Raw genomic sequence first — 26,667 nt, 5'->3', positions numbered from 1 at the left:
AGAGGGGGCTGTGCGGACGCAATTGCCGTTCAATACACTTGCAAGCACTCTGACTTTTGTTTCGAGGCAGTCGTGATATTTTTTGTCAGGATTTCATGTAGGATTGACGATGTGATGCCCCATTTCCTCGAGACGCCAGACGCCATATCAGACACTTCCGAAGTCGAGACCTTGCTAAGGGAATATCTTTCGTGGGTCGTTCCGCTCTTTAATGCTCAGAATGATCTGAACGTTGATGTCGATGTGGCTCTTTCGAACGCAATGCTAGATCTGACCGAAGTTTTACCGCCAAACGGGCGGACGGTTCTGGCGCGCGACCCTAGTGGAGTTGCCAATGCCATTGGTTTTTATCGAAAAATTAGAGCTGACGCGGTAGAGATTAAGCGGCTATATGTCCGGCCCGCAGTGCGGGGCGAAGGTCTTGGGCGCAAAGTGGTTCGGCGGTTGATAGACGAAGCGCGCAATGAAAATTATTCGCAGGTCTTTTTAGATAGCACTGCTTTCATGTCCTCCGCTCATGCACTGTACCGTTCGGAAGGGTTCCGAGATGTTGAGTTTTACCCCGAAGCAGAGCACTCACAAGATGTATCCCCGCACGTGATCTACATGGCCTTGAATATCGACTGAGATAGTGCCGAGAGTGTGTTCTTGCTCACGTCTATGGCGTCTGTTTGGGCTCATACCCGACATCTGACAATCTCGGTCGGCATTGCCAACTGGTAGGGTGGGGCACGACACACAGGAGAGCCAACGGCGGCTGTGCGGACTTAGTTGCTATTGGAAAACCTCTTGAGTGCTTGTGAACCGCATCGTCAAATTTGTATCCAACCCGTTATGTCAAACTCGTCAAAAGCAATGCTCAATCGATTATTGCGGGGCATTTCTACCCACCATGTTCAAACTGTGCGTCAGGCATGGCGCGAGTTATTAAATGATCGACAGGTTGCGACCCCACTCGTTCGCGAGAAGCTTTGCTCAAATGCTTGGCGCGACAAGCCGATTGGACCAAGCGCTAGTTATCTCGGCGTGCTTCTCGCCCTTTTGCATGAGCTAAGCCCGGAAGAATTCAAAAAAGAGATACAAAGGCTTCGCGCTGAGCCAACTCACCCGTTGCATTCGAATACCATTGAAATGATGGCCAAACGGCATGGTGACCAGGTTTTTGGCAATATCATTGGCCAAATTCCAGTCTATATTTCGCGTGAAATTGACAAACCCGAATTAATTTTCAGTTACTTACAGCGCTGGAGCCAGACCCGTGATCTAGCCTTTTCAAAAATCACTCGTGTGGACGTAATCGCACTTCATCCAGAGATGGATTACCTCGGTAGATACAACTTTTATTATGATGGCATCATCCTGGCTTGGCAGAATGAGGTTTCACCCGGATTCAAACATTGGTGGCGAAAAACTAGGACTGAGTTGACATTCTATCATGAGGTTGGACATCACTATTATCAACATAGCGAGGGAGGGCAGGTCAAAGAACAAGAGCAGGAAGCCAATGAATATCAGTGGCGCATGTTCCGCAATGCCCACCCCTTCCTAATCACCTTCGGCAAAGTTATTTTTTCGCCTATTCTAATAGCCATGAAACTCTCGAAAAGGTTGTCAAAGAGCTGAGGCGGGACCGTGCCCTAGGCTTTCTAAGCTGTAAATAGAACAACATCATTTGGCGTAGGTTTGGGCTTATTGCAGACCTTCATTTCCTCCCTCTCGGAAAAAACTCCGACCTTAGCCCCCCAATCACCGCGTCAGGATCAGTTCACCTCCGGCAATCTCGATCCGGCCCCAGCGTTGCAGGTATCCCATTCCCATCAGGGATTGCGACATTTCGCCTTCGTTGACCACGGCGGAAACATCGCGGTCTGTCACATCCCCCAAAGTCACCTGATCCAGCCGGACAAAAGCGGTGCGCACCTGGCCATTGGCGGTGTTGGCGCGGCCCAGATAGGCGAGGTTTTCAAGGTCGATGCCCGCACGTTCCGCATCGGCTTGGGTCAGCACCATATCGGTGGCACCCGTATCGACTACAAAGCGGACATTCTCTCCGTTGATCATCGCGGTGAGGTAATAATGCCCGTCGCGGGCGCGGGGCACGATGATCTGGCCTGCGCCGGTCATTTGCACCTGCGCGCCAGAGCCGCTGCGCGAGATGTCCTGCCACAGGCCCACGGCCGCGGCGCCGCCGACAAAAATCATGCCCCAGACAGCCGCATATTGCAGGGTCCGGTTCAACCCCTGACGTGATTGCATAAAAAACCAACCCGCCACCATGATCAGCAGCACAACGAGGTAAATCACCCGTCCGGTTTCTATTTCGGCCATATGTCAGTTCCCGCTCATCCGCTGTGGTCTTCAAAGGGATATAGGGGCGGCAAGGCGGAATTTCAGCCCGTGCTGGGGCCAAATCCGAATGCGGCCAGCCCATCAAGCACAAATTGCACCGAAAGCGCGGCCAACAGCATGCCCAGCAGACGGGTGATCACGTTGATTCCGGTCTTGCCGATCCGTTCCAGATAGCCACTGGCCTGCAACGTCAGCGCCATCACGGCAAGGATGAGGACTGTCATTACAATCACGGTGGCAAGCCCTTCGACCCCCGGTTTTTCCCCGGTCAGCAAGATAATGGAGGCGATGGAACCCGGCCCCGCAATCAGCGGGATGGCGATGGGGAACACCGATGGATCGTCATGGTCGTCCTCGTCGGCACGGTCCTTGCGGCGCTTGGTGCGCCGATCAAACAACATGTCGATGGCGGTCAGGAACAACAAGATACCGCCCGCCACGCGAAAGGCCGGCATGGAAATTCCGATAAAGGTCAAAACGGCCTCACCGGCCAGTGCAAAGATCGCCAGGACAAAACCGGCCACGGCAACCGCACGCCATGCGATGCGGCGGCGCTGTGCGTTGCTCAGACCGGGCGTCAGGGCCAGAAACACCGGCGCGATCGCGATCGGATCCATCACCACAAACAGGGTGACCAGCACTGTGATCGTGTAGGCGGTGTCGAGCTCCATCTCCCGCTCCCTTGTTCCGGTGGATCAGGCGGAGGCCTTTTCCAGTTTGCTTTCAGCCGTCATCCAAAGCGTTTCCGCACGTTCCAGCGCATCCATCACTTCGGCGTATTTCTTGTTCCAAACCTCAAGCTCGCCGATTTTGCCGTCTTCGTACAAAGCCGGATCTGCCAGTTTCTTGGCCAGTTTGTCGCGCATTTCGTTGAGTTTATCAACGCGCGCCTCGGCCTTGCGCACTTCGGAACGCAGGGCGAGGATCTCGTCACGGCTGGCGCGTTTGGGTTTGGGCGCTTCTTTTGGTTTGGCGTTCTTGCTGACCGGTTTGGTCGGGGTCAGCAGCATCTTGCGATAAGATTCCAGATCATCGTCATAGGGTTTGACGGTGCCGTCAGACACCAGCCACAGACGATCTGCTACCATCGACAGCAGGTGCATGTCGTGGCTGACAAGGATCACGGCCCCCGAATATTGCGTCAGCGCCTCAACCAGCGCCTCGCGGCTTTCGATATCAAGGTGGTTTGTCGGCTCATCGAGGATCAGCAGATGCGGGGCATCCAATGTCGCCAACAGCAGTGACAGACGCGCCTTTTGACCACCCGACAGGCGGCCCACTTCGGTTTCGGCCTGTTCCGCACCAAGGCCAAACCCGGCCAGTTGCGCCCGCAATTTGGAATGCAGCACACCGGGGCGCGCCGAGATCATATGTTGCAGCGGGGTTTCCTTGATCTGCAACTCATCCACCTGATGCTGGGCAAAGAACCCAATGCGCAGTTTGTTGGCCTTGACCGCCTTGCCGTCCATCAGGATCAACCGGTCCGACAGCAGCTTGGACAGGGTCGACTTGCCTTGGCCGTTCTTGCCGAGCAGCGCGATGCGGTCGTCCTGATCAATGCGCAGGTTCAGCCGCGACAGCACCGGGTTGCCTTCGGTATATCCGACAGAGCCGCCTTCGATGGAAATGATGGGCGGAGACAGTTCCTCTGGCTCGGGGAAGGTGAAAACCCGTTTTGCCGCCTGTTCGGGGGTGGCAATCATGTCCATCTTCTCGATCATCTTGAGGCGGGATTGCGCCTGTTTGGCCTTTGACGCCTTGGCCTTGAACCGGTCCACAAAGGATTGCATGTGATCGCGGCGGGCCTGTTGTTTCTTGGCCATTGCCGCCTGCACCGCACGTTGTTCGGCACGCTGGCGGGCGAATTGATCGTAGGGGCCTTGGTAATAGGTCAGTTTGAGATCTTCGAGATGCAAAATCCCGCCTACCGCACGGTTCAGCAATCCGCGGTCGTGGCTGATGATGATCACGGTATGGGGGTATTTCGCGAGATAGCTTTCCAGCCACAGCGCCCCTTCGAGATCAAGATAGTTGGTCGGTTCATCCAGCAGCAGCAAATCGGGCTGGGCAAACAGAACCCCGGCCAGGGCCACACGCATCCGCCAGCCGCCGGAGAAGGCAGAACAGGGCATTTGCTGTTCTTCATCGTCAAAACCGAGCCCCTTGAGGATCGACGCGGCACGCCCTTCGGCGGACCAGGCATCAATATCGGCCAGCCGTGACTGGATATCGGCAATGCGCCCCGGATCACTGGCGGTTTCGGCTTCAACCAGCAGGGCAGCGCGTTCGGTGTCGGCGGCCAGCACCGTATCAATCAAGGATACGTCGGAGGAGGGCACCTCTTGGGCGACGCCGCCGATCTTGGCGCGGGAGGGCAGGGTGATTGCGCCGGCGTCCAGCCCAAGCTCGCCGCGGATGATCTTGAACAACGTGGTCTTGCCCGCGCCGTTGCGACCCACAAGACCCACCTTGTGACCTTCAGGAATGACGGCGCTGGCCTCTTCAAACAGAGGGCGACCCTCGACGGAGTAATTGATTTCTGAGATGCGTAACATGCGCGGGGTGTGGACCAAGACCGGCCCGCCGTCAATCGCGGCTTTTCAACTGTGAAACCCCATGTTAGGGAGCGGCCAAATTCACACCCCAAAGGAGCAAGCCAAATGGCCCTTGAGCGTACATTCTCTATCATCAAACCAGATGCAACCAAGCGCAACCTGACCGGCGCAATCGTCAAGAAATTCGAAGACGCAGGTCTGCGCGTTGTCGCATCCAAGCGCATCCATCTGACCAAGGCGCAAGCGGGCGAGTTCTACAAAGTCCACGCCGAGCGTCCATTCTATGACGAACTGTGCGAATTCATGGCCTCCGCGCCAATCGTTGCTCAGGTGCTGGAAGGCGAAAACGCCATCGCGAAAAACCGCGAAGTCATGGGTGCAACCAACCCGGCAGACGCCGCGCCCGGTACAATCCGCGCCGAGTTCGCCGAAAGCGTTGGAGAGAATTCCGTCCACGGCTCCGATGCACCGGAAACAGCGGCGGTCGAGATCGCGTATTTCTTCTCCGGTCTGGAGTTGGTGGGCTAAGCCTTCTGACTTCTCAGACAAGGATTGTAAGGGCCGCAGCGATGCGGCCCTTTTTTTGCGGTGTCATTCTGCTGGTTCAGCCGGCCAGCGGCATCACCATTTCATGCCATTGCACGCCCCCGTAGGAGGAGGTGGACAGTTTGCTATACCGATAGCCAAACTTCTCATAAAGCGGCACGTAGTGGTCTTTGCACATCAGGTGAATGGTTTGTTTGTTGAGCGCAATCATCCGCCGCACAAATTCCCGCATCAAGGTCCGCGAGTGGCCATTGCCGTGGTGCGCGGGATCGACGACTACGGACAGGATCACGACATTGGGTGCATCGGGATCATGGCCGATCAAAGCCTTGAAGTCATCATCCGACATATCGACCTCATGGGCGCAGCCGCTGTTGATAAAGCCGATGACCTTGCCCTGTACCTCAAGCACCACGAACCCTTGCGGATGGCCGGCGATCCGCTTTGTTATCTTTTCGAGCGTTGCCGCCTCGGAGGCGCTGTAGGCCGCGGCTTCGATTTCAAAACAACGCTGCGCATCTGTTGGAACGGCGGTGCGAAAGGTCTGCATGATGGCTCTCCGTGGCTGAGGCGGTGGTCTGATTCGAGTTGATTGGCGCCCGCTCACGTGACTGGCTTTGCTCAGGCTGGTCAGGGTTCTGCTATGAACACAAAGGCACAAGTTGGTTCTGGGTTAATCTTTCAAAAATTTGGAAACTTCGCTCAAAAAGCGTTGAAGAGCCGGATCGCTGCTCAGCATCACGTGGTTGCGCCCTTCCAAGGGGACAAATCGTGCATTGGGGATGGCCGCCGCCATCCTTCTTCCTTCTTCAAACGGCGCTCTTGCATCTTCGCGCACATGGAAAACGAGTGTTTGTGCTTTGACATTGGCCAGTTCTTCCGAAATGTCGATGCTGTCGATTGCAAGTTGAATACTTGCCGCGTTCTCCGGGGGAGTGGCCCTGCGTTGCAGGTTGGTGAAACCTGACAATTGTTCGGCGTTTGCATCCGGCATGAAGAAGGCGCCGAACATCCGCACGTAGGCATCCAGTTCTTTGCCCCAACCTTCCTTGATCATGGTGATGAAGGCATCGCTCTCGGCGATTTGGCCTTTTGACCCTCTCATCCGGCGGCCTCGCGCGTATCCACCACACAAGACCAGCTTCTTCACTCTATCTGGATTCCGCGCAGCAAATGCCGCCGCAACGGCAGCACCTTGAGATTGCCCCACCAGCGACACCTCCTGTAGACCAAGTGCATCGATGACACTCGTCAGGTCCATGACGGAGGCATCCAGAGAAAAATCTTTGATGTCCCTGTCCGACAAACCACTGCCGCGCGCATCATATCGGATAATCTGGTTGTCGGTCGAAAGCAGTCGAACAAGTTCACGGCGCATGGGGATCTGAAAGTCCAGCTCCAGATGGGTGAGCCAGTTCGAAACTGATACGACTGGTGGGCCTTCGCCGATCGTTGCATAAGCGATCTGAACACCATCAGGCGTTTCGCAAAACCGGATATCTTGCACAAATGATGGTGTCTTGACCGACGTTTCAGCCGCGTTCTTCTTTCGGCTGACTTCGAAAACCTGCACGGGTTGAGGTATATTCTTTACTTGGCAAGGGCCCAAATCGATCAATTCAAAGGTGTCGCTGCTGGTCAGATGCTCTTGCAGATTTCCCGAAATGCAGATCGAACCCGGTTCGGCAAGGCTCTCCATACGCGCTGCGACATTCACACCATTGCCAAACAGGTCGGCGCCCTCAACGATGACATCGCCCAGGCTAATCCCGATGCGCATCCTGATTTCTTCACCCGGACTGCTTTGTTGTTGCCCCTGGTCCAGCAGGTCTTGAAGCTCAACGGCGCATTTCACAGCCTCGTTCGCACTTGCAAATTCGACAAGGGCGCCATCCCCCATCATCTTGAATATCCGGCCAGCGTTGCGCTTTACGACAGGTCTGAAAACCTCTGCCAAAACAAGTTTTAAGCGGGCATGCGTTCCAGATTCATCGGTTGCCATCAACCGGGAGTAGCCGACGACATCTGCTGCCAGAATGGCAGCCAGCTTTCTTTGACCTTGAATCGCAGACACGGATCCCTCTCAGTTTGTCCAATCCTCGAGAACTGTCAGGTTGTGACAAATGTGTACAGGCTTGCGTGCCTTTTGGAAGAGGCCAAAACGACAACGTTTCTGCTGAATCTGATGGCTCTGACTGCAGGACCCGACATTCAACCATCTCTGCCGGCAGGCTGTTGAACACCCACATAGTGGCAGTTCAACGGGCCAGGTCAATCTCGTTAGCCTTGCCGCCGCCCCTGCAATCTGCGGATCACCTCGCGGGCCTCGGGGGGCGGGGCCTGTTCGATGCGGCGGTAGTCGCTTCCATCCAGATTGCGTTCGATCAGGCCCATGCTGACAAGACTGCGGCGCAAAATGGCAGCGTCGTCGAACAGATGTGCTTTGTTGAACAGACCATTCACATCGCGTTCCTGCAACGTGGTCTCCGCGGGCAAAAGTGACCAGAACGCCCAGAGACACAGTACCTGCACGCTGCGTTTGGCGGGCCATTGGCGCAGGCGTCCCATGTCGTCGTATTGGTTGAGCGCCCGTTCTACCAATTTGAAATCGACAGTGACCTCTTGCGGAGCATCCAGCCGGGCCAGCGCGGTATTGGCCGCGCGCAGATGTTGAAAATTGCGAAAACCAGCGGCGCGGGCCAGCATGTTCAGCAAGCTCAGGTGCGATGGTGTTTCAGATTGGGATTTAAGCTGCCCGTTCAGATGGCGGGCAAAGCTGGAGATATCCGCGATGTGCAGCGGGATAAGGTCTTTCGACATGTCATGTCCTCATGGTGCCACGGGAAATGTCGTTGGTCGCTGTCTTACGACGGGCACCTGACAAAATGTCGAATGCTGTCTGATCATGGCAGCTTTAGCTTCCCCAAACAGGGACAGCGACGCCTAGGTGACTGCCAACCGAGGGCAGGTCTAGTCCATGGGCGGGCAGGCGGCAAGGGGGCAGGTCGGGCGGATTACCCTTCGCGGACACCGATCACATTCATCATGCGTTCAAATTCAGAGGTTTTGGGGTCAAAACTGGCGGCTTTGATCGCGTCGAATGTCACGCGCAAGGCCTTTTTCTCGGCGCCTTTGCAATCGTTCCACGGGCGGCCCTGAAGCGCCATCACCAGAACATAATATCCAATGAAATGCGGACGCATCCCGGAGGCCAGCAATTTGGCGTAGGCGGCATCGGCACCCAGCGCGCGCAGCTCTTCTGCGCTGTTTATACCCGCTTTGGTGCAACTGGCCTCAAATGCAGGGCCAAGGTTGCGCAGGGAGGAAACGGGCGTGGACATAGGCCCGTGTTTAATCTGCACAGGCAGGTCTGTCACGCCTCAAAGGCTGGCGTAATCGGTGATCAGGGGCGCGGGCTGCTGCTGGTCCTGGGTCTGGCCGGTCGCGGACTGGGGCTCTGGCGTTTGGGTCTGCTGTGGTTCGGCCGGTTGGTCTTTCTTCGGTTCTGGACGGATCATGGATCTGCTCCTCGCTCAATGGGGGACGGGAATCGTCCGCGCCTGAGGCAAGAATTGCAGAAAAGCATGCCGATGCAGGGGCTGGAAGGGGGCCGAATAGGGGCAATTTCTTGCCGAAAGCCCCATGTTCTTAACGTTTTCTCTGGAAGGCCGCTTCCAGGTCAGACAAACCAGATCCCGTCCTCGATGGCGGCAGATACATTGGTCTTGACCTCGTCACTTTCGGAGAAAAACGTCAGCATTTCGGCCCGAGACAAGCCGTTGTCCTGTTGCATGCTCCAGAAATCATAACCCGCCTGATCTGGGTTGCGGTCCAGCACGTTGTGATAAAGCAGGTCGAGATATTGCGCATCGGTCAAGATGTCGTTGTCGCCATGGGTCTGGGTGAATTCTTCGGAGTCGATAAAATACTGGGCAATCTGGTTCAGCGAGAGCGCACCGCCATCCAGTTGACCGATCCAGAACCCAAGACCGGCCTCATCCGGCGTTCGGTCAAAGCTGGCCTGGTACAAACGGTAGGCCTGCCCGCCGTTGCCTTCGAAATCAAATGCGATGGCGCCATCGTCAAACCAGATCCGCTCCACACCGTCGAGTTTGAGATCATGTGCGGTGTCAGCGTGGGAAAAGGCGATGTGCCCGTCGTCGTGCTGCTTGATCTTCACTTCATTACGCCCGGCATTCACCAACAAGCTGTCCAGTCCGCCGCCGCCGTCTGCCTCGCCCAGCAGATCGTCATAAATGATCAGATCGTCTGCGTCGCTGCCGATGAAGGTTGCCAATTCAACAGGCGCGGGCGGGGTTTCGATTGTCAGCTCAAGGAATTCAAAGGGTTTCAAATCAAAGGTGATGTCGCTGGCGTCTGCATAGGTGATATCGGTGAAATACACATCTGCGTCATGTTCGTTGTAAAAATAGGGGCGCCCGTCAACGGTGATGCCGTCGGTTGCGATGCCGTTGTCCCACTGCAACCCGTTGGTTGTGCTGGTGTCCAGTGAGACTTTGACGCCGCTGATGGAAGCGGCGTTTGCGAAGAGTTTCGAAAGGTCCAACGTGACATCCAGGCTGTCCAGAGTGCGGGACGAGACATAGAGCACGGTTGTGTTCAGATCCGCATAGGTGGTGACTTCGATCTGCGGGAAGGCTTGGTCAAAACCAAGCGAGATCAGTTCCTTACCTGCAATGGACCCCGCCATCAGGTCAAAGGCGGCCGCTTGCGAGGAATTCATCATCCGGCCTTGATCATCCATAATGGCACCGCCATCGGTCTCCAGGGTCAGGGCGGTTTTGGAATGATAGTCCAAAGCCCAGATATTGGCCGCATCCGCGCCAAGTTCGATCATGTTCGAGAATTGTTTGATCAGCGTAGACCCGGCAACAAAACCCTGTTGGGCGGTTGTCGTGGTGCGCACGTTCCATTCCGTGATGTGCAGATCCAGATCTTTATCAAACGCCTTGGACCAGACATCGAAATCACGATCGATAAAGTTCACTTCGTTGGAGTGGGTGCCGAATTCATAATGGCTTTTGTTGTAGTAATAATGCTCTGTCACGCCATCGATTGCGCCGCGGGCGGCGTCGCTGAGTTGGTCAATGATCTGTTGGTTGGCATCATCATTGCGCTGGCGGAAGTCATTCACGCCGGGGGTGGCCTGAAACTCTGAGCCGACGTTGCCGGCAGTGGCCATCTGCACAATGATCGACGGTTGATCCTGTTGTGCAATGCCGGCGCTGATCATGCCGGCTTCAACGGCCTCGGCTGCGATCGAGGCGCGTTGGCCGTAGGCCGTTTCGCCGATGTCCCAGTATTCATTGCCGATCTGGAAGGCTTCGATCAGATGGCCGTATTGGGTCATCACGGCCTGGGTAAAGGCTGCGATGTCATCGGCAAAACCGGCGTAGTTTTCTGTGTTCAGATGTTTTGTAGGGATCACCAGAACCGCGCAAATCGGATCGGCATCGGGGCCGGCATAGCCGCCCGCGCTGCACCACTCGAAGAAGTTCACAACTTCGGAGCGCAGATTGCCGCCCGGCATGGTCACGATGTTGATCCAGTCGTCCCCATCCACGGGGCTCTCGCCATCGTCATGCAATCTGGCGGGTGGCAAATCGCTTTGCCCGCCGCCAAAACGCACGGAGGTGACACCAAGGTTGGTTGCGGCTGATGAATACGCCTCGCCGGGTGCGCCATCGTCGGTGCGCTCAAAAACAGCGTTTGCGCCGAACATGCTTTTGGCAACGAAAGAGCCGGTCGCAGAAGATCCCGTGAGGGTAAGTCTAGGCATAATAAACCCTAAAATTAACCCAACCGAAGCATTCTGCGTTCAAGTTGAAAGTCCCCCGACCCTCAACAACAAACTGCCCGAAAGAGTGTGCATCTCTCAAGGAAAATAGCTCATTTAGGGGAAATGTGGCAGCGCAGGCGCAAATGCTGGTGAATATCGAGAACAATATTTTGCAAGCACTCGGTTTGTTTCGTCGATCAAGACAATGATGTGATTCCGATCTGCTGGATGCCCGAATCGAAATAATAGACTTTGTCCACTAACTTGCGGAAATGCGCATCTTTTGGGTGCAAATCGCAAAAATTGAATTGCATTTTTGGGGTTCGGTCTGGCGCAAAAAGTAAGGGCCCAGCAATTTCTTGCTAGGCCCTTTGAAACTTTTGGCTCCGACGGTAGGGATCGAACCTACGACCAATTGATTAACAGTCAACTGCTCTACCGCTGAGCTACGTCGGAACGGTCTGCACCGTATAGCCGTGAGAATCTGGGGCGTCCAGAGGGTTTTCGGGCATTTTTTCACTTTTTTTCGGACGGGTCCGGGTGAACCTTGAATTGTGCTTCGGCGTGTAGGTCTCCGACCGGTGTGGTGATAGATTTTCCCATGAGATCAATAAGGTGGGCCAGTACATTGCGCGTCGCCGCGCCCAGCAATGCGGGCGGCGTATCGGCGTAAATGCGGGCGGCAAGGGTGGCCGCGGTGGCGGGGCCTGACCTGAGTTCTTGCAAGATAGAGGTCTCCCGCGCGCGGCGGTGCGAGATCAGCCAGTTCAACCGCGCAGCGGGATCATCCACAGCGGCTCCATGACCGGGATAGAACACCCGCCAGTCCCGTGCCGCAAGCCGTGCGCAGGAGGCCATAAAGTCGGTCAAATCGCCATCGGGGGGCGAAACCAGTGAAGAGGCCCAGCCCATCACGTGATCGGCGGTAAAGCAGGCGTCGTTCCAGGCCAGTGACAGGTGATTGCCAATGTGGCCGGGTGTGTGCAGCGCCTCAAGCGTCCAGCCGTCGCCTTTGACCTGTTCTCCGTCCGCCAATGTGATGTCGGGGACAAAGGCGCTGTCGATGCCTTCGCCGCCGCCCATAAGCCCGCTGCGGGCGAGATCTTGCATAACCGGAGAACGGCCTGCCTCGGCACTGCCAAAGGCCAGAACAGGGGCGCTGCAGGCCTGTGCCAAGGGGCGCGCCAGCGGCGAATGGTCCAGATGGCTGTGGGTGACGATGATGTGGCTGATGTGCTGTGCGTCGCCGACGGCATCCAGAATTGCCTGCAAATGCGCAGGGTCGTCAGGGCCGGGGTCAATCACGGCCAGACCGCCGGTGCCGAGCAGATATGTATTGGTGCCGCGATAGGTCATCGGTGAGGGATTGGGCGCCACGATCCGGCGCAAGCAGGGCTCAAGCGTTTCGGCAACGCCAATGGGCGGATCAAAGTTATCAGGGGCTTGCATGGTTTCACCTTTCACAGGGGCGGGGGGCTGGCTAAGGTCTATGCATGTTCTTTGTCTGGCTCAAACGATATATGCCGCGCGGCATCTACGGACGTGCGGCGCTGATCCTGATGTTGCCGGTTGTCTTTGTACAACTGGTGGTCACCGTGGTCTTTGCCCAACGGCACTTCGAGGGGGTCACCCAGCAGATGACCACCGCCATGATGCGCGAGCTGGCGATGGTCATGCAGGTGGTGGAGGAGGCGGAGGATTCCAGTGACATTCCGTCCCGTGTCGCGGCGGAGGTTGGATTGCTCGACATGAACGTGCAACCGGTTGATCAAGGCGCAGTGCCGGAACAAAGCCAGATGGTCTGGTACGATTATTCGGGACGGGTTCTGGATGACAAATTGCAGGCGGAATTGCCGGATTACCTTGCGGTCGATCTGACGCAGGGCAATCAGGTTCTGCTGTATCTGGACAGCGGCAAAGGGCCGGTGCGTGTGGGGCTTGACCGGCGGCGGGTGTCGGCGTCCAATCCGCACCAGCTGTTTGTTTATACTCTGTTTTTTGGCGTTTTGATGACCTTCATCGCATCGGTTTACTTGCGCAATCAATTGCGCCCCATTCGCCGGTTGGCCCGCGCGGCAGAGGCGTTCGGGCGGGGGCGGCATTTGCCCTATACGCCGGCTGGCGCGGTCGAGGTGCGCAGCGCGGGGGCGGCTTTTGTCGATATGCGGGCACGTATCGAGCGGCAGATCGAACAGCGCACATTGATGCTGTCAGGGGTCAGTCATGATCTGCGCACGCCGCTCACGCGGATGCGGCTTGAACTGTCGATGCTGGATGAAGAGGAGGCTGCACCGCTGTTGCAGGATGTGGATGACATGCAGCGCATGTTGGACGAGTTTCTTGACTTTGCCAAAGGGGCCGGTGAGGGCAAACCCGAAGCCATCGAACCGCACAAGATGATAGCGGGTTTGGTGGACGAGGCCCGCAGGGCAGGGCGCGATGTGACGTTGCTGCCGCCGGAGGGGGACGGTACAGGCACGGTTATGCTGCGGGCCGTGGCGATGCGGCGGGCGGTCGACAACCTGATTTCCAATGCTGTGCGCTATGGGGCGCGGGCGGAAGTGTCTGTCATGCTCAGCGACAAGACATTGCGCATTCGGGTTGAGGATGACGGTCCGGGCATTCCCGAAAGCCGCCGCGCCGAGGCCACCCGCGCCTTTACCCGCCTTGATCCGGCGCGCAACCAGGACAAAGGCGGCGGTGTCGGGCTTGGCCTTGCCATTGCCACGGATATTGCACGGGCCCATGGCGGGGTGCTGCGTCTTGGCGAATCCACCCGGCTTGGCGGGTTGCGGGCCGATATTGTGATTGCACGGTAGAGCGGGCATCTGACCCAGCGGCAGGATTGCTTTTGTCGCCAATGGTTTGCACGTTAGCTTCAAACAAGCGCAGGAGCCCGCAATGAACCCCTATGAGATGATCAAAGCCCACCTTGGCACAGCTGTGCCTTTTGCCAACCATGTTGGCGTCAAATTGCTGGAGGTTGGCGATGGTGTTGGCAGTGCCGAGCTGGAGCAGCGCACAGAGGTGTCCAACCATATCGAAAGCATGCATGCAGGGGCGATGTTCACATTGGGCGAGGCGGCCTCCGGTGCGGCGGTTGCGGGGGCCTTGGCGCCGGTGATCCTGGAGATGCGGCCGGTGGCAGCAACCGGTCAGATCGCTTTCAAGAAGGTCGCGATCGGGACATTGACCGCTCATGCCAAAACATCCCAGCCGGGAGCGGCGTTGATGGCAGCAATCAAGGACACGGGCAAGGTCGCCTTTGACGTGACCGTCGATATCCAGGACAGCAGCGGCGACACCGTGGTTGAAATGACAGTGAATTGGTACGTCAGCGCCAAAAGATAACGCGGCCTGTGCGATCAGGCCATTTCCGGTGGATGTTAATCGCCCATTAGGGTGCGGGCGATAGGTACGCGGTGAATAAACCGCGGCCGAAAGGCGCGATGCCTCGAACATCAAAGGACTCTGCCATGAAATTTCCCCTACTCGTTCTTTCCCTGCTGTGCCTGCCTTTCCTTTTTCCCACAGCATCAGATGCAACTGTCAGGCTGGGCGTGATGTCCCCCACGGGGGAGGCAACCGCGATGAAGCAATGGTCACCCGTCGCGAAAGAGCTGGAAGCGATGCTGGACGAAGAGGTGGTGCTGATCGCCCTGAACGCCGGTAACCTATTGGAAAGACTGGACAGTGGCGCGTTGGACGTGGTGATCGGAAATCCGGTTCAGGCTGCGATTGCAACGACCCAGATGCGCGCACAACCTGTCGCCAGCGTGGTCAAGAAAACCGGCAAACAATTTGGCGGGGTGATCGTTGCAAACCCCAATGCGGGGATTACATCCGCTGCGGACCTCAAGGGCAAAAGTGTCATGACGCTCAAGACTTCTGCGGCGGGTGGGTTCATTTTTCAGACCCATTATCTGCTGGGCCTTGGCATCACATCACCGGATGATTTTGGCCGGCATGCCGTCGCCAAAAGCCAAAAAGACATCGTAAACCTCGTGGCCAAAGGTGCGTTTGACGCGGGGTTTGTGCGCACGGGGATGGTGGATGACATGATCGCACGGGGCGAGATTGCCAAAGGGGATGTGATCATCGTGGACCGCAAGGAAACGGTTGGTTTTCCCCATGCCCATAGCACGGGCCTTTATCCTGAGTGGATGGTCTTTGCGCATGCCGATTTTGATGTTCAGACCGTCAATCGGCTGCGTGATGCGTTGACCACGCTCGCTGCGGGCGCTCCGGCGTTGGAAACGGCGCGGCTGCAGGGTTTTGACGCGCCGCAAGATCTGTCCGGCATTATTGATGCCTTGGATGCGGTTGGGATTTTGGCAGGGGGCAGCGACTGAGCGTTCTGCGCCGGGAAGAATTTTCGAGATCAAACAGGTGTCCGATGTCTAGACTGAGCATTTCGATAAAACTTGCGATGATTGTTGGAATGCTCTGCATCGGCATGGTCGCATTTGTGACAACGGCCAACATCTCGCGCCAGACCGACGCTTTGGGCGCATTCGGGCAGAAAAGCCTGAGTATGGTGACCCAACTGGGCGCAACCCAGATTGCCGATGCCGAAGCTGACGCCGAAACGAAAATGCAGTTCATTATTGATCTTCTGACCTCCGTCAGTGGCGATGCATTGGCCTCTTACAACGTTGATTTGCTGGACAAAATCATCTCTGCCGTGCTGGTGGATCCTTCCGTGGCGCATGTGGCGTTCAAAACAATTGATGGTGTTGAACTGGCCGAAGGTGGCGCCATCCCCGAAGGTGTGGAAACCCGCGCGGTCACTGCAACCGTCGCGGCGGATGGCACCGATTTTGGAACCGTGGTGGTCACGCGAAGTTTCGCCCCGATTGTGGCCCTGAGGCATGGGATCGACACCCTTACTGAAGAAAAGGCCGATCTGCTTTCTGCGTTGTCCGGCGATCTGAGGACCAGCACAATCAACGCCTCTATCAGCTTTGCGGCCATCGCTGCGGTTCTGGCTGCTGTCGCGGTCTACGGCGTGACAGTATTTTTGGTCGGCGGCCCACTGGCGGTGAGCGCGACCTTGATCAAAAAGATTACCAATGACGATACCGATTTTGAGCGGCCGAAAATGGCGGCCCGCAAGGACGAGATTGGCCAGCTTGGCAAAGCTATAGACATTTTTCGCCAAACGGTTGTTGATGCCCGCGAGATGCAGCGCAACGAAGCGGCGCGCGCCGCGCAGGACGCAGCCGAGGAAAAAGCCCGCAAGATAGCCGAGACCGAGGCAGAGCAACGCCGCGCCGAAGCGGAGGCCGCCGAAGCAGAGCGCCGCCGCGCCGAAGAGGCGGAACGCGCCGCGGAAAGGGACGCCATGCGCAGCCAGGCCGATGCGGAACGTCAGGCGCTTTTGAACCAGCAGGCCAAGGTTGTCGATACGCTCGCCAATGCATTGAAAAGACTGTCCGATGGCGATCTCAGCGTGTCGATTGATGCGGTTTTTGATGGCCCCTATGAAGGCCTGCGCTCCGACTTCAATTCAACCGTTGTGACCCTCCGGTCAGCGATTTCTGCCGTGGCCATGCTGACCTCTACCATTCGCGGTGAGACCGCGGCGATATCTTCTGGTGCAAATGATTTGTCGCAGCGAACGGAGCGGCAGGCCGCCACGCTTGAAGAGACGACCGCCGCATTGACCCAATTGAACGCATCCGTGCACTCCGCGTCCGGCCGGGCGCAGGACGCGGACGAAAGGGCGCAATCGGCACGCATCAAGGCAGATGAAAGCGGCGAGGTGGCGCAATCTGCGATCCTTGCCATGGGGCAGATCAAATCATCATCGGATCAGATTTCAAAAATCACCAAAGTCATCGACGAAATTGCATTTCAGACCAATCTGTTGGCCCTGAATGCCGGGGTCGAGGCGGCTCGCGCAGGGGACGCCGGGCGCGGATTTGCAGTTGTGGCCACCGAAGTGCGTGCGCTTGCCCAACGATCGGCAGATGCGGCCCGTGAGATCAGCGAGCTGATTCTTGCAAGCGAAACCCAGGTCAACGCCGGGGTGGAGCTGGTCGAAACAACTGGCACATCGCTGGCAGATATCGTGGCCTCCATCTCAGAAATCACCGAACTTGTAGGCTCCATCGCGGCCTCCACCAAGCAACAATCGGAAGGCTTGAACGAAGTGAACGAAGCCATGACCAAGCTGGATCAGGTCACGCAGCAAAACGCAGCCATGTTCGAAGAAACCGCCGCCGCCAGCCAGGCGCTCAATAACGAAACAGACGCCCTGTCAGATGCAGTGTCGCATTTCAAATTGGCGGAACTGACAGATGCGCCCTCAGAAAACATTGCACTTGCATCATAGATGCCTGTTTCGCGTCCAGAGGCGGGCCAGTGCAATGCCAGGCGAAGCATGACGCGGCACGGCAAGCAGGCGCAGATCCTTGGCAACACTGGCGCACGGCTTGTCGCCTTATAGATCCTCGGCAGACAGCTTATTCCCAGAAATCGCGGCAGCCCTAAGCGAATCAACTTCAGACATGGCTGTAGGTTCGGCTTGATGGGTCTTTTATGAGATAGCGGTAGGCCCGGCAGGACTTGAACCCGCAACCAAAGCGTTATGAGCGCTCTGCTCTAACCAATTGAGCTACAGGCCCGCCACGGCGTTTGGGTATGCGGGTGCGGCGCTTTCGTCAAGGCTTACCGTTGCACCATTTGCAGGGATGGACTAACCCCGCAGCAACGCAACATCTCACTGCCAGGGGACCAGAGCATGTCAGCACCCAAAAACGGAATCACCTACGCCGATGCGGGCGTTGATATTGATGCAGGCAACGCATTGGTGGAGCGGATCAAACCGGCTGCCAAACGCACTGCGCGCCCCGGTGTGATGTCCGGCCTTGGTGGCTTTGGCGCGCTCTTTGATCTCAAGGGCGCAGGGTTCACCGATCCGGTTCTGGTTGCGGCCACAGACGGCGTGGGCACCAAGTTGCGCATCGCAATCGACACGGGCAACGTCGATGGCATCGGCATTGATCTGGTGGCAATGTGCGTTAACGATCTGGTGTGTCAGGGGGCAGAGCCGTTGTTCTTCCTCGACTATTTTGCGACGGGCAAGCTTGAACTGGATCAGGCGACACGGATCATTGAGGGCATCGCCGAGGGCTGCGCCCTGTCTGGCTGTGCCTTGATTGGCGGCGAAACCGCGGAAATGCCGGGCATGTATGATACGGGCGATTTTGATCTGGCAGGCTTTTCCGTTGGCGCAATGGAACGCGGTGCGGAACTGCCGCGCGATGTGGCCGAAGGCGATGTCCTGCTTGGCTTGCCCAGCGATGGCGTCCACTCCAACGGTTACAGCCTTGTGCGCAAGATCGTTGAGGTCAGCGGTCTGGCGTGGGGGGATGATTGTCCTTGGGGCGAGGGCACGCTTGGCGCGGCGCTGCTGACGCCGACCAAACTCTATGTCAAAGGGGCCGTGGCAGCCCTGCGCGGGGAGTGCGTGAATGCGCTGGCGCATATCACGGGCGGCGGGCTGACTGAGAACCTGCCTCGGGTTCTGCCCGAAGGACTTGGTGCGGAGATTGATTTGACGGCATGGGAATTGCCGCCCGTGTTCAAATGGCTGGCTGTTCAAGGTGGCTTGGCCGAGGCGGAATTGCTCAAGACCTTCAACTCCGGTCTTGGAATGATCGCGGTTGTGCCTGCAGGCAAGGTTGAGGCCGCAACGCGGGCCTTTGCCAGTGACGGCCATGCCGCGATCCAGATTGGCAAGATCACGAAAGGTGGCGGGGTCCGCTATCAGGGCAGCTTGCTTTGACCAAGCGGGTTGCGATTTTTGTCTCGGGCGGTGGCTCCAACATGCGGGCGCTGGTGGAAGATATGACCGGCGACCATCCGGCGCGGGCCAGTGTCGTGCTGTCGAACAATGCCGATGCGGGCGGTATCGCCTGGGCCAAGGCGCGGGGGATTGCGACCGAAGTTGTGGATCACCGCCCGTTCCAAGGCGACCGCACCGCATTTGAAGGGGCGCTGAGCGCGGCCATGGCCCGTCACCGGCCTGATATGATTTGCCTTGCCGGTTTCATGCGCAAGCTGACCGGCGGATTTACCGATCAATGGGCCGGCCGGATGATCAATATTCACCCATCTTTATTGCCCAAATACAAAGGGTTGCACACACATTCCCGCGCGCTTGACGCGGGTGATACGATCCATGGCTGCACCGTACATGAAGTCACCGCCGCCTTGGATGATGGTCCGATCTTGGGGCAGGCGCAGCTTTCCATCAATGCGGACGACACGCCAGAGACATTGGCCGCGCGTGTTTTGACGCTGGAACATCAGCTGTATCCCGCTGTTTTGCGCCGGTTTGCCGCCGATGATCGCACCCCGGTGTTCTTGCAGGGGTGATCTGGCCAAGCGGCGGCAGTTGATGTACCGATGACGGAACTGCGCCCTGCAAACCCGTTTTTTCGAAGTGAATACATGAAAACGATCACCACGACCGCCGATCTGGCTGCCTTTTGCAGCGAAGCCGCCAAATACGATTATGTCACTGTAGATACGGAATTTTTGCGCGAACGAACGTATTATTCCAAGCTGTGTCTGGTGCAATTGGCGATGCCGGGCACCGATGATAGCAACGCGGTTTTGGTGGATCCGCTGGCAAAAGACATCTCGCTTGAGCCGCTTTATGAGCTGTTTCGCGACAAGTCTGTGGTCAAGGTGTTTCACGCCGCGCGGCAGGATCTTGAGATTTTCTTTGTCGATGCTGGGGTGTTCCCGGAACCCCTTTTTGACACGCAGGTGGCGGCGATGGTTTGCGGGTTCGGTGAGCAGGTCGGCTATGAAACGCTGGTGCGCAAGATCACCAATGGCGGCGTCGACAAGACCTCGCGTTTTACCGACTGGTCGCGGCGCCCTTTGACGGAAGCGCAGAAAACCTACGCCCTCGCCGATGTGACGCATTTGCGGCAGATCTACGAATTTCTGGCCGAAAAGCTGGACGAAAGCGGGCGCGGGCGTTGGGTGCAGGAAGAACTGGCGATCCTCACCAATCCCGACACCTATGTGACCCAGCCGCAAGAGGCGTGGAAGCGGGTCAAGACGCGGACAAATTCCGGTAAGTTCCTGGGCATCGTGCGCGAGCTGGCAGCGTTTCGCGAAGAATATGCCCAGACGCGTAATGTGCCGCGCAACCGGGTGTTCAAAGACGACGCATTGGTCGAACTGGCCAGTCTGAAACCAAAAAACACCGAAGAATTGAGCCGTTCGCGCCTGTTGCTCCGCGAGGCCCGCAAAGGTGAAATCGCAGAAGGCATCCTCAAGGGGATTGCGGCGGGGGTGTCTTGCCCGCCAGCGGATCTGCCGAAACCGGACCGGAGCCGTGACAAATTGCAGGTGAACCCGGCGCTGGCCGATTTGCTGCGTGTCCTGCTCAAGGCCAAGACCGAACAGGCGGGGGTGGCGGCCAAGCTGATCGCGCCTGCGGCGGATCTGGATGGTATCGCTGCGGGTCTGCGTGACCTGCCCGCGTTGAACGGTTGGCGGCGTGAGGTGTTTGGCAATGACGCGCTGCGCCTGTGCAACGGTGAAATTGCGCTGACGGCGGTGGGCAACGACGTGAAGGTTGTCGAGGTCTAGGGTAGAAGCATCAATAAAATCAAACAGGAGGCAGCAATGTCAGAAATTACACGTCACCATACAAACACCCGGATGAGCCAGATCGTGGAGCATAACGGCACGATCTATCTGGCCGGTCAGGTTGGCACCGCCGGGGCCAGTGTGGCACAGCAGACGCAGGATTGCTTGGACGCGATTGACCGTCTGCTGGCCGAGGTTGGATCAGACAAGACACGCATCCTGCAGGCGGTGATCTGGCTGGCAGATATGGCCGATTTTACCGAGATGAACGGCGTGTGGGATGCATGGGTTCCCGAAGGACAAGCGCCTGCGCGGGCCTGCGGCGAGGCCAAATTGGCCCATCCTGATTTTACGGTTGAGATTATTGTGACGGCTGCCGCGGCGGGCTGATCCAAGAGGCGTTTCGGACAGGATCCGAAACGCCATTTCGCTTTAGCGGCGGATAACGCGCGCGTTTTCAATGCCCTCGACACGAATGCTGCGCACATTGCGCAGGGTCTGATCGGTCACTCTGCGTGCTGCAACCACCTCGCGTGTGGCGCGGGCGCCGACAGGCGTTGGCGTGTTGGGGCGCACCCCTTCCAAGCGATAGGTCAAAACACCATCGACGGGCAGTTCGGCATCGTTTTGTGGCGTCAGCCGCACTTGATAAATGCCTTGCCGTGCCGCAAGGCCGGTCGCGCGGATGATGGCACCGCCCGGAATGCGTTCGATTGTCAGCTCTGTCACCTGCTCGAACGGCCGGCCTGCATAGGTGTCGGCGGCCTCGCGATCGCGGGCAAACAAACCGCCGGTCTTTGGAATCAGCGGATTGGTGTTTTCCACCTGTTCAATCGGTTCGGAACGCGATTTTCCGAACCAGTTGAACGGGTTGACCCGGCTGTCGCGGATCGTGCCGCAGGCGGCCAATGTCAGAGATGTTGCGAGAAGCAAAGAGAGGGTCTTGCGCATCAGGTCGCCCTTGGAATTTGAACTGTCTTTTGACTACCTGATCCCGTGGGCCTTGGGAAGGGGGTGGACCTTTGGCGGCTCTGCTCCTACCTCTGTGACGCAAATATCACCTGAGGATCCAGCTATGGCCAATGCCGCGTTTGAAGAGCTTGTCGAAGATTTTGAGTTTCTTGAGGATTGGGAAGACCGGTATCGCCATGTGATTGAACAGGGCAAGGCGATGGAACCTTTGGAAGAGGCGCTGCGGGTGCCTGCGACCAAGGTGGACGGCTGTGCCTCTCAGGTGTGGCTGCATGCGCAGTTCGACGACGGGCGCCTGCATTTCGACGGAGCGAGTGACGCGATGATCGTGTCGGGCCTGATTGCAGTTTTGCGTATTCTTTACAATGGATTAACCGCTGCGGAGGTGCTGGCAGTGGATGCCCGCGCCGAGATGGGGCGGCTTGGGCTGAACGATCATTTGTCGGCACAGCGTTCGAACGGGTTGCGGGCGATGATAGAACGTATTCGCGAAACCGCCGCGCAGGTGGGCTGATCATCCGTGGGCAGGGGGCCAGCCCCCAATCGGCCCTGACGGGCCGCTTCCCCCGGAATATTTGAAGGCCAAAAAGGGGAGGACTGGTGACATGAGATCCGACAGTGTGGCGCAGGCCGCGGCCTATGCTGATAATGGTCAATTGCAGGCGGATTTGGCCGCTTGGGTGGCGTTTCGGACAGAAAGCCAGAATCCGGCGCAGCGCGACGTGCTTTATAAATACCTGCGTTCTGCGATCCTGCCACGGTTGCAGACCAACGCCTTTGATGGGGCGATATACGACAATCCGGTTGCGGGCGGCGGGCCGTTTCTTTTGGCGGAGCGGATCGAAAATCCTGCTTTGCCGGTTGTTCTGATCTATGGCCATGGCGATGTGATCTGGGGGCAGGATGATGCCTGGGAGGCAGGGCTCGCGCCGTTTGAATTGACAGAACGGGGCGCGGCGTTGTTCGGGCGCGGTGCGGCGGACAACAAGGTCCAGCATTTGATCAACATCGCGGCACTAGAGGCGGTTTTAGCGGTGCAGGGGCGTCTTGGGTTCAATGTCAAGATTGTGATCGAGATGAGCGAGGAAATCGGATCGCCGGGGCTTGCAGAGATGATGCGCAGTCATCGCGAAACCTTGCAGGCGGATGTTTTGATCGCCTCTGACGGTCCGCGATTGGAGCCGGACACGCCGACGATGTTCATGGGCTCGCGCGGGGCGTTGAACTTTGATCTGGTGGTGGATCTGCGCGAAGGTGCGCATCATTCGGGCAACTGGGGGGGATTGCTGGCCGATCCGGCGGTGATCCTGACCCAGGCTTTGGCGTCGATTTGTGATGCGCGGGGGCAGATCAAAGTGCCGGAGTGGCGGCCAGACAGTTTGACACCCGAGATCCGTGCAACGCTTGCACGGTTGCCGGAGACAGATAGCAGCGATCCAAATTGGGGCGAGGCGGGGCTGACCCCTGCAGAGCGCGCCTTTGGATGGAACAGTTTTGCGATTTTGGCCATGTCTTCGGGCCGTCCTGAGGCGCCGGTGAATGCGATTTCCGGATCGGCGCGTGCGCATTGCCAGTTGCGCTATGTGGTGGGCACCGATGCTGATGACATCCTGCCTGCGCTCCGGCGGCATCTGGCGGCGGCGGGCTTTGATCAGGTTGAGGTGCGCGAGGCGGACAGCGTTCCGATGCGGGCGACGCGGCTGGATCCGGAGCATCCTTGGGTGCGCTTTGCAGAGGCGTCGATTCAACGGACCACAGGCAAGACACCACATGTTTTGCCGAACCTTGCCGGATCGCTGCCCAATGAATGTTTCTCCGATATCCTGGGCCTGCCGACCATCTGGATTCCCCACAGTTATCTGGGCTGCAACCAACATGCGCCAAACGAACATGTGTTGAAATCCATTTGCCGAGAAGGGATGCAGGTGATGGCCGGGTTGTTCTGGGATATCGGAGCAGGCAGGCCGCCTAGAGCGCTTTGAGCGCCTCGGTGAGATCCCCGTATCCGGTCAGGCGACGTTCAAATTTGAGGCCCAGCCGATCGGCGCATTTACGGGCCTTTTCTGTCAGCTCTGGATCATCTGTTTGGGCCTGGTAGACCAGTTTCTCGTAGTTGCCAAAATACATATCACGCAGTTCTGGATGCCGGTCGAGGCCCATGGGTTTGATGATGAAGGCGTCAAATTGGCGTACCAGAAAATCGGTCAGGTAAAAGCTGGTGAATTCCTCGTCCATCTTGGCGGCAAAGGCGGCGTTGCCTTCGAAAAAGCTGTAGCAATGCGGGCCGGCCACCATTTTGACCCCCAGTTCATCGCAGGCGGCCTGTAATCCGCCACCGGTGCCGCAATCTGCGTAAACCACGAAGAAATCATCATAATCCTCGCGGTGCTTGGCGATCGTGGCCCGCACGGCGTCGGTGATTTTTTCCGGGTAAAGGTGGTATTTCGCCGGCAGGCAGGTCAGGTCCAGATGGGTCCAGCCATTGGCGGCCTTGAGGTCGAGAATTTCGCGCGCCAGAGCGCCGCAAGCGATCAGCAGGATGCGCCCGCGCGGGGTATCTGTGTCCAGCCCGTTCTCTGTCAACTCGGCGTCGCTTGGGATCATGATCGGAACTTTCGCAGGGCCACCGCAGCGATGAGCGCCAGCACCGGGACCAATGCACCAATGGGCGCAGGCAGAACGGAGAATGCCAGCACGGTCAGTCCCGCACATAGCAGGACTGCGACAATCATCAGGGCAAACAGGCGTGGGGGCATGGGCAGACCTTTCTTGTGTCAAGATAGGTGGTGCGGGGCCATTAAAAAAGGCCCCCGCAGGGGCCTTTCAAATCAGGGTCAGGCGGATTTTGCGCTGTTGTGCTTGCGTGCCATCCACTCTTTGGCGGTTTCAACTGCCACCGCCGCATCGCGGCAATAGGCGTCTGCGCCAATGGCTTTTCCGAACTCTTCGTTCAGGGGCGCGCCGCCGACCAGAACGATGTAATCATCGCGAATGCCCTGTTCGATCATGGTGTCGATCACGACCTTCATATAGGGCATTGTGGTGGTCAGAAGTGCGGACATGCCAAGGATATCAGGGCCTTCGGTTTCCATCGCCTCAAGATAGTTTTCGACCGGGTTGTTAATACCCAGATCAACCACTTCAAAGCCTGCGCCTTCCATCATCATGCCGACAAGGTTCTTGCCGATGTCGTGGATGTCGCCCTTGACGGTGCCGATGACCATTTTGCCAACGCGCGGAGCACCGGTTTCGGCCAGCAGTGGCTTGAGGATGGCCATGCCGCCCTTCATCGCATTTGCCGCAAGCAAAACTTCGGGCACAAACAGGATGCCGTCCCGGAAATCCGCGCCAACGATGGTCATGCCGCCGACTAGCGCTTTTGTCAGGATGTCGTAAGGTTCCCACTTGCGCTCAAGCAGGATGTTAACCCCTTCTTCGATCTCTTCCTTGAGACCGTCGTAAAGGTCGTCGAACATCTGTTGGACAAGTTCTTCGTCGTCGAGTTCTGACAGGATGATTTCGTCTTCGTCGGACATGTTATTTCCTTCTGCTGCCGTTGCAGGTGCTTGGCCTATGCGCCTTTTTGTCACGGAATGTCGGCGCTTGGTGCGCAAATTGCGACATGGATGAGGTTTTGCGCGACTTCGATGAACAAGAATTTAACGTCTTTTTAGTCCACCGGACAAGGGATTAGCGGGTTTCGATTGCGTGTGTTCATGATTTGTTCCAAAATGGTGTATGGATCATGAAAATCATCGTTACAAAGTTGTCGGGCGGGCGGCGGGCAGCAACCATGCGGGCCGGTTCGAGGCGCACAGCCGTGAGGCGGTCAGCGACGGATGGGACCGTGACGACGTTCTGCCGGTGCTGCGGACGCAAACCACCATCGAAGTGCCGCGCAAGGTTATCACCTATAATACCTCGCCGGATTTGCCCTTTGACCGGTCGATCAATCCCTATCGCGGCTGCGAACATGGCTGCGTTTATTGCTTTGCGCGGCCCAGCCACGCTTATCTTGGGCTGTCGCCGGGGCTGGATTTTGAGACCCGTCTGATTGCGCGGCCTGACGCGGCGGAGGTGCTGCGCAAGGAGTTGGCGGCGCGCAAATACCGGCCCGCGCCGATTGCGATCGGAACCAACACAGACCCTTATCAACCAATTGAAAAAACACACGGCATCATGCGGCGCTGTCTGGAGGTGTTGTCGGACTGCAATCATCCGGTGGCGATTGTCACCAAAGGCAGCCTGATCGAGCGCGATATTGATATTCTGGCGGATATGGCACGGCGCGGATTGGTGCGGGTTGGCATATCCGTCACCACACTGGACGCAAAACTCAGCCGATTGATGGAGCCGCGTGCCCCTGCGCCCGCGCGGCGATTGGTGATGATCCGTCGATTGGCGGCGGCAGGTGTGCCAGTGCGGGTGATGGCCTCACCAGTGATTCCGGCGCTCACCGATCCTGAGCTGGAGGCAATATTGCAAAGCGGCAAAGAGGCGGGCGCACGCCATGCCAGTTGGATCATGCTGCGATTGCCCCGTGAGGTGTCGCCGCTGGTGCAGGATTGGCTGGCAGAGCATTACCCGGACCGGGCCGAGCGGATCATGAACCGATTGCGCGAGATGCACGGCGGTAAGGAATATGATGCGCGGTGGCACCGGCGCATGCGCGGGGAGGGGCCCTATGCCGAAGTGATTGCACAACGGTTCAAATTGGCTGCCAAACGGCTTGGCCTGTCCGGCCAAGCGCCGCCAATGCGTTGTGATCTGTTTCGCCCGCCAGTTCTGCCTGGCGCACAGTTAAACCTGCTGTAGGCCGGGCATTTT

28 protein-coding genes and 2 tRNA genes are annotated in these 26,667 nt (G+C 57.7%); 14 read left to right on the top strand and 16 right to left on the bottom strand.

Annotated elements, in window-relative coordinates; translation table 11 throughout:
- Positions 1-114: 114 nt before the first annotated feature.
- Together JNX03_RS05335 and JNX03_RS05330 are read left to right on the top strand one after the other, a co-directional pair.
- Positions 115-627: a GNAT family N-acetyltransferase gene (locus JNX03_RS05335; RefSeq protein WP_203211381.1), complete on the top strand. Its 513-nt coding sequence runs from the start codon at positions 115-117 to the stop codon at positions 625-627.
- A gap of 162 nt (positions 628-789) precedes the next feature.
- On the top strand, positions 790-1,623 hold the full coding sequence (locus tag JNX03_RS05330; protein ID WP_203240784.1) for a hypothetical protein: 834 nt from the start codon (positions 790-792) through the stop codon (positions 1,621-1,623).
- Positions 1,624-1,746: 123 nt separating this feature from the next.
- On the opposite strand, the gene JNX03_RS05325 is transcribed toward JNX03_RS05330, so the two are convergent.
- From JNX03_RS05325 to JNX03_RS05315, 3 genes are all read right to left on the bottom strand, one after another.
- The gene (locus tag JNX03_RS05325; RefSeq protein WP_203211379.1) at positions 1,747-2,328 is read right to left on the bottom strand and encodes a retropepsin-like aspartic protease family protein; all 582 of its coding nucleotides are present in this window, start codon (positions 2,326-2,328) and stop codon (positions 1,747-1,749) included.
- A 62-nt stretch (positions 2,329-2,390) separates the two neighbouring features.
- On the bottom strand, positions 2,391-3,020 hold the full coding sequence (locus JNX03_RS05320; protein WP_203211378.1) for a MarC family protein: 630 nt from the start codon (positions 3,018-3,020) through the stop codon (positions 2,391-2,393).
- A gap of 24 nt (positions 3,021-3,044) precedes the next feature.
- On the bottom strand, positions 3,045-4,904 hold the full coding sequence (locus JNX03_RS05315) for an ABC-F family ATP-binding cassette domain-containing protein (protein WP_203211377.1): 1,860 nt from the start codon (positions 4,902-4,904) through the stop codon (positions 3,045-3,047).
- A gap of 105 nt (positions 4,905-5,009) precedes the next feature.
- Here JNX03_RS05315 and ndk point away from each other — a divergent pair, with 105 nt between their 5' ends.
- A complete protein-coding gene (gene ndk / locus JNX03_RS05310) occupies positions 5,010-5,432 on the top strand; it encodes a nucleoside-diphosphate kinase (protein WP_203211376.1) in 423 nt (140 codons plus the stop codon).
- Between the two features lie 76 nt (positions 5,433-5,508).
- Here the strand turns inward: ndk and JNX03_RS05305 are convergent, their stop codons facing one another.
- The 8 genes from JNX03_RS05305 to JNX03_RS05270 form a co-directional block, all read right to left on the bottom strand.
- Entirely contained in the window at positions 5,509-6,000 is a 492-nt protein-coding gene (locus JNX03_RS05305) for a GNAT family N-acetyltransferase (RefSeq protein ID WP_203211375.1), read from the bottom strand.
- A gap of 123 nt (positions 6,001-6,123) precedes the next feature.
- Positions 6,124-7,524: an alpha/beta fold hydrolase gene (locus tag JNX03_RS05300; protein ID WP_203211374.1), complete on the bottom strand. Its 1,401-nt coding sequence runs from the start codon at positions 7,522-7,524 to the stop codon at positions 6,124-6,126.
- A gap of 206 nt (positions 7,525-7,730) precedes the next feature.
- A complete protein-coding gene (locus JNX03_RS05295) occupies positions 7,731-8,270 on the bottom strand; it encodes a DUF2087 domain-containing protein (protein ID WP_203211373.1) in 540 nt (179 codons plus the stop codon).
- A 194-nt stretch (positions 8,271-8,464) separates the two neighbouring features.
- The gene (locus JNX03_RS05290; RefSeq protein WP_203211372.1) at positions 8,465-8,791 is read right to left on the bottom strand and encodes a TfoX/Sxy family protein; all 327 of its coding nucleotides are present in this window, start codon (positions 8,789-8,791) and stop codon (positions 8,465-8,467) included.
- Positions 8,792-8,830: 39 nt separating this feature from the next.
- On the bottom strand, positions 8,831-8,968 hold the full coding sequence (locus JNX03_RS05285; protein ID WP_203211371.1) for a hypothetical protein: 138 nt from the start codon (positions 8,966-8,968) through the stop codon (positions 8,831-8,833).
- A 161-nt stretch (positions 8,969-9,129) separates the two neighbouring features.
- Entirely contained in the window at positions 9,130-11,250 is a 2,121-nt protein-coding gene (locus JNX03_RS05280) for a DUF4214 domain-containing protein (RefSeq protein ID WP_203211370.1), read from the bottom strand.
- A 381-nt stretch (positions 11,251-11,631) separates the two neighbouring features.
- Positions 11,632-11,706, bottom strand: a tRNA-Asn gene (locus JNX03_RS05275).
- Positions 11,707-11,766: 60 nt separating this feature from the next.
- Positions 11,767-12,699 carry an MBL fold metallo-hydrolase gene (locus JNX03_RS05270; protein ID WP_203211369.1) on the bottom strand — a complete coding sequence of 311 codons (933 nt, stop codon included), beginning with the start codon at positions 12,697-12,699 and terminating at the stop codon, positions 11,767-11,769.
- 44 nt (positions 12,700-12,743) lie between these two features.
- On the opposite strand from JNX03_RS05270, the gene JNX03_RS05265 reads away from it, so the two are divergent.
- The 4 genes from JNX03_RS05265 (at position 12,744) to JNX03_RS05250 (ending at position 17,587) form a co-directional block, all read left to right on the top strand.
- A complete protein-coding gene (locus JNX03_RS05265) occupies positions 12,744-14,069 on the top strand; it encodes an ATP-binding protein (RefSeq protein WP_203211368.1) in 1,326 nt (441 codons plus the stop codon).
- Positions 14,070-14,151: 82 nt separating this feature from the next.
- Positions 14,152-14,601: a DUF4442 domain-containing protein gene (locus JNX03_RS05260; protein ID WP_203211367.1), complete on the top strand. Its 450-nt coding sequence runs from the start codon at positions 14,152-14,154 to the stop codon at positions 14,599-14,601.
- A gap of 125 nt (positions 14,602-14,726) precedes the next feature.
- The gene (locus JNX03_RS05255; protein ID WP_203211366.1) at positions 14,727-15,602 is read left to right on the top strand and encodes a phosphate/phosphite/phosphonate ABC transporter substrate-binding protein; all 876 of its coding nucleotides are present in this window, start codon (positions 14,727-14,729) and stop codon (positions 15,600-15,602) included.
- A 44-nt stretch (positions 15,603-15,646) separates the two neighbouring features.
- Positions 15,647-17,587, top strand: coding sequence for a methyl-accepting chemotaxis protein (locus JNX03_RS05250; protein ID WP_203211365.1), 1,941 nt, complete (start codon positions 15,647-15,649; stop codon positions 17,585-17,587).
- Positions 17,588-17,805: 218 nt separating this feature from the next.
- Here the strand turns inward: JNX03_RS05250 and JNX03_RS05245 are convergent.
- A tRNA-Ile gene (locus JNX03_RS05245) sits at positions 17,806-17,879 on the bottom strand.
- A gap of 116 nt (positions 17,880-17,995) precedes the next feature.
- Here JNX03_RS05245 and purM point away from each other — a divergent pair.
- The 4 genes from purM (at position 17,996) to JNX03_RS05225 (ending at position 21,258) form a co-directional block, all read left to right on the top strand.
- The gene (gene purM, locus JNX03_RS05240; RefSeq protein ID WP_203211364.1) at positions 17,996-19,042 is read left to right on the top strand and encodes a phosphoribosylformylglycinamidine cyclo-ligase; all 1,047 of its coding nucleotides are present in this window, start codon (positions 17,996-17,998) and stop codon (positions 19,040-19,042) included.
- The gene (gene purN, locus JNX03_RS05235) at positions 19,039-19,635 is read left to right on the top strand and encodes a phosphoribosylglycinamide formyltransferase (RefSeq protein WP_203211363.1); all 597 of its coding nucleotides are present in this window, start codon (positions 19,039-19,041) and stop codon (positions 19,633-19,635) included. The genes purM and purN overlap by 4 nt, the downstream gene beginning before the upstream one ends.
- 75 nt (positions 19,636-19,710) lie before the next feature.
- Complete coding sequence (gene rnd, locus JNX03_RS05230) at positions 19,711-20,868, top strand: ribonuclease D (protein WP_203212144.1); 1,158 nt, start codon at positions 19,711-19,713, stop codon at positions 20,866-20,868.
- 36 nt (positions 20,869-20,904) lie between these two features.
- Positions 20,905-21,258 (top strand): RidA family protein, encoded by a 354-nt coding sequence (locus JNX03_RS05225; protein WP_203211362.1) that lies wholly within the window; start codon positions 20,905-20,907, stop codon positions 21,256-21,258.
- Positions 21,259-21,300: 42 nt separating this feature from the next.
- Here the strand turns inward: JNX03_RS05225 and JNX03_RS05220 are convergent, their stop codons facing one another.
- Positions 21,301-21,819 (bottom strand): hypothetical protein, encoded by a 519-nt coding sequence (locus tag JNX03_RS05220; RefSeq protein WP_203211361.1) that lies wholly within the window; start codon positions 21,817-21,819, stop codon positions 21,301-21,303.
- A 124-nt stretch (positions 21,820-21,943) separates the two neighbouring features.
- On the opposite strand from JNX03_RS05220, the gene JNX03_RS05215 reads away from it, so the two are divergent.
- Positions 21,944-22,354, top strand: a complete 411-nt coding sequence (locus JNX03_RS05215) for a SufE family protein (protein WP_203211360.1) — start codon at positions 21,944-21,946, stop codon at positions 22,352-22,354.
- A gap of 91 nt (positions 22,355-22,445) precedes the next feature.
- Complete coding sequence (locus JNX03_RS05210) at positions 22,446-23,822, top strand: M20 family metallopeptidase (protein ID WP_203211359.1); 1,377 nt, start codon at positions 22,446-22,448, stop codon at positions 23,820-23,822.
- Here JNX03_RS05210 and JNX03_RS05205 read toward each other — a convergent pair.
- The 3 genes from JNX03_RS05205 to JNX03_RS05195 form a co-directional block, all read right to left on the bottom strand.
- On the bottom strand, positions 23,809-24,444 hold the full coding sequence (locus tag JNX03_RS05205; protein ID WP_203211358.1) for a DUF1638 domain-containing protein: 636 nt from the start codon (positions 24,442-24,444) through the stop codon (positions 23,809-23,811). The genes JNX03_RS05210 and JNX03_RS05205 overlap by 14 nt on opposite strands.
- The gene (locus JNX03_RS05200) at positions 24,441-24,596 is read right to left on the bottom strand and encodes a hypothetical protein (protein ID WP_203211357.1); all 156 of its coding nucleotides are present in this window, start codon (positions 24,594-24,596) and stop codon (positions 24,441-24,443) included. Before JNX03_RS05200 ends, JNX03_RS05205 begins: the two co-directional genes overlap by 4 nt.
- A 78-nt stretch (positions 24,597-24,674) precedes the next feature.
- Positions 24,675-25,376, bottom strand: coding sequence for a corrinoid protein (locus tag JNX03_RS05195; RefSeq protein WP_203211356.1), 702 nt, complete (start codon positions 25,374-25,376; stop codon positions 24,675-24,677).
- A gap of 202 nt (positions 25,377-25,578) precedes the next feature.
- On the opposite strand from JNX03_RS05195, the gene JNX03_RS05190 reads away from it, so the two are divergent.
- Positions 25,579-26,655, top strand: coding sequence for a PA0069 family radical SAM protein (locus JNX03_RS05190; protein ID WP_203211355.1), 1,077 nt, complete (start codon positions 25,579-25,581; stop codon positions 26,653-26,655).
- Positions 26,656-26,667 lie beyond the last annotated feature (12 nt).

This window comes from Sulfitobacter mediterraneus, from assembly GCF_016801775.1.
In the GTDB taxonomy this organism is placed as follows: Bacteria; Pseudomonadota; Alphaproteobacteria; order Rhodobacterales; family Rhodobacteraceae; genus Sulfitobacter; species Sulfitobacter mediterraneus_A.
Note: the sequence above shows the minus strand (reverse complement) of the source record. Positions and strands in the feature narration are given on the sequence as shown.

Excerpts from the sequence above, each read along its gene's own strand:
- JNX03_RS05335 (WP_203211381.1), top strand. The coding sequence starts at position 115 with ATGCCCCATTTCCTCGAGACGCCAGACGCCATATCAGACACTTCCGAA.
- JNX03_RS05325 (WP_203211379.1), bottom strand. The coding sequence starts at position 2,328 with ATGGCCGAAATAGAAACCGGACGGGTGATTTACCTCGTTGTGCTGCTG.
- JNX03_RS05320 (WP_203211378.1), bottom strand. The coding sequence starts at position 3,020 with ATGGAGCTCGACACCGCCTACACGATCACAGTGCTGGTCACCCTGTTT.
- JNX03_RS05315 (WP_203211377.1), bottom strand. The coding sequence starts at position 4,904 with ATGTTACGCATCTCAGAAATCAATTACTCCGTCGAGGGTCGCCCTCTG.
- ndk (WP_203211376.1), top strand. The coding sequence starts at position 5,010 with ATGGCCCTTGAGCGTACATTCTCTATCATCAAACCAGATGCAACCAAG.
- JNX03_RS05305 (WP_203211375.1), bottom strand. The coding sequence starts at position 6,000 with ATGCAGACCTTTCGCACCGCCGTTCCAACAGATGCGCAGCGTTGTTTT.
- JNX03_RS05295 (WP_203211373.1), bottom strand. The coding sequence starts at position 8,270 with ATGTCGAAAGACCTTATCCCGCTGCACATCGCGGATATCTCCAGCTTT.
- JNX03_RS05290 (WP_203211372.1), bottom strand. The coding sequence starts at position 8,791 with ATGTCCACGCCCGTTTCCTCCCTGCGCAACCTTGGCCCTGCATTTGAG.
- JNX03_RS05285 (WP_203211371.1), bottom strand. The coding sequence starts at position 8,968 with ATGATCCGTCCAGAACCGAAGAAAGACCAACCGGCCGAACCACAGCAG.
- JNX03_RS05280 (WP_203211370.1), bottom strand. The coding sequence starts at position 11,250 with ATGCCTAGACTTACCCTCACGGGATCTTCTGCGACCGGCTCTTTCGTT.
- JNX03_RS05270 (WP_203211369.1), bottom strand. The coding sequence starts at position 12,699 with ATGCAAGCCCCTGATAACTTTGATCCGCCCATTGGCGTTGCCGAAACG.
- JNX03_RS05265 (WP_203211368.1), top strand. The coding sequence starts at position 12,744 with ATGTTCTTTGTCTGGCTCAAACGATATATGCCGCGCGGCATCTACGGA.
- JNX03_RS05260 (WP_203211367.1), top strand. The coding sequence starts at position 14,152 with ATGAACCCCTATGAGATGATCAAAGCCCACCTTGGCACAGCTGTGCCT.
- JNX03_RS05255 (WP_203211366.1), top strand. The coding sequence starts at position 14,727 with ATGAAATTTCCCCTACTCGTTCTTTCCCTGCTGTGCCTGCCTTTCCTT.
- JNX03_RS05250 (WP_203211365.1), top strand. The coding sequence starts at position 15,647 with ATGTCTAGACTGAGCATTTCGATAAAACTTGCGATGATTGTTGGAATG.
- purM (WP_203211364.1), top strand. The coding sequence starts at position 17,996 with ATGTCAGCACCCAAAAACGGAATCACCTACGCCGATGCGGGCGTTGAT.
- rnd (WP_203212144.1), top strand. The coding sequence starts at position 19,711 with ATGAAAACGATCACCACGACCGCCGATCTGGCTGCCTTTTGCAGCGAA.
- JNX03_RS05225 (WP_203211362.1), top strand. The coding sequence starts at position 20,905 with ATGTCAGAAATTACACGTCACCATACAAACACCCGGATGAGCCAGATC.
- JNX03_RS05220 (WP_203211361.1), bottom strand. The coding sequence starts at position 21,819 with ATGCGCAAGACCCTCTCTTTGCTTCTCGCAACATCTCTGACATTGGCC.
- JNX03_RS05215 (WP_203211360.1), top strand. The coding sequence starts at position 21,944 with ATGGCCAATGCCGCGTTTGAAGAGCTTGTCGAAGATTTTGAGTTTCTT.
- JNX03_RS05210 (WP_203211359.1), top strand. The coding sequence starts at position 22,446 with ATGAGATCCGACAGTGTGGCGCAGGCCGCGGCCTATGCTGATAATGGT.
- JNX03_RS05205 (WP_203211358.1), bottom strand. The coding sequence starts at position 24,444 with ATGATCCCAAGCGACGCCGAGTTGACAGAGAACGGGCTGGACACAGAT.
- JNX03_RS05200 (WP_203211357.1), bottom strand. The coding sequence starts at position 24,596 with ATGCCCCCACGCCTGTTTGCCCTGATGATTGTCGCAGTCCTGCTATGT.
- JNX03_RS05195 (WP_203211356.1), bottom strand. The coding sequence starts at position 25,376 with ATGTCCGACGAAGACGAAATCATCCTGTCAGAACTCGACGACGAAGAA.
- JNX03_RS05190 (WP_203211355.1), top strand. The coding sequence starts at position 25,579 with ATGGATCATGAAAATCATCGTTACAAAGTTGTCGGGCGGGCGGCGGGC.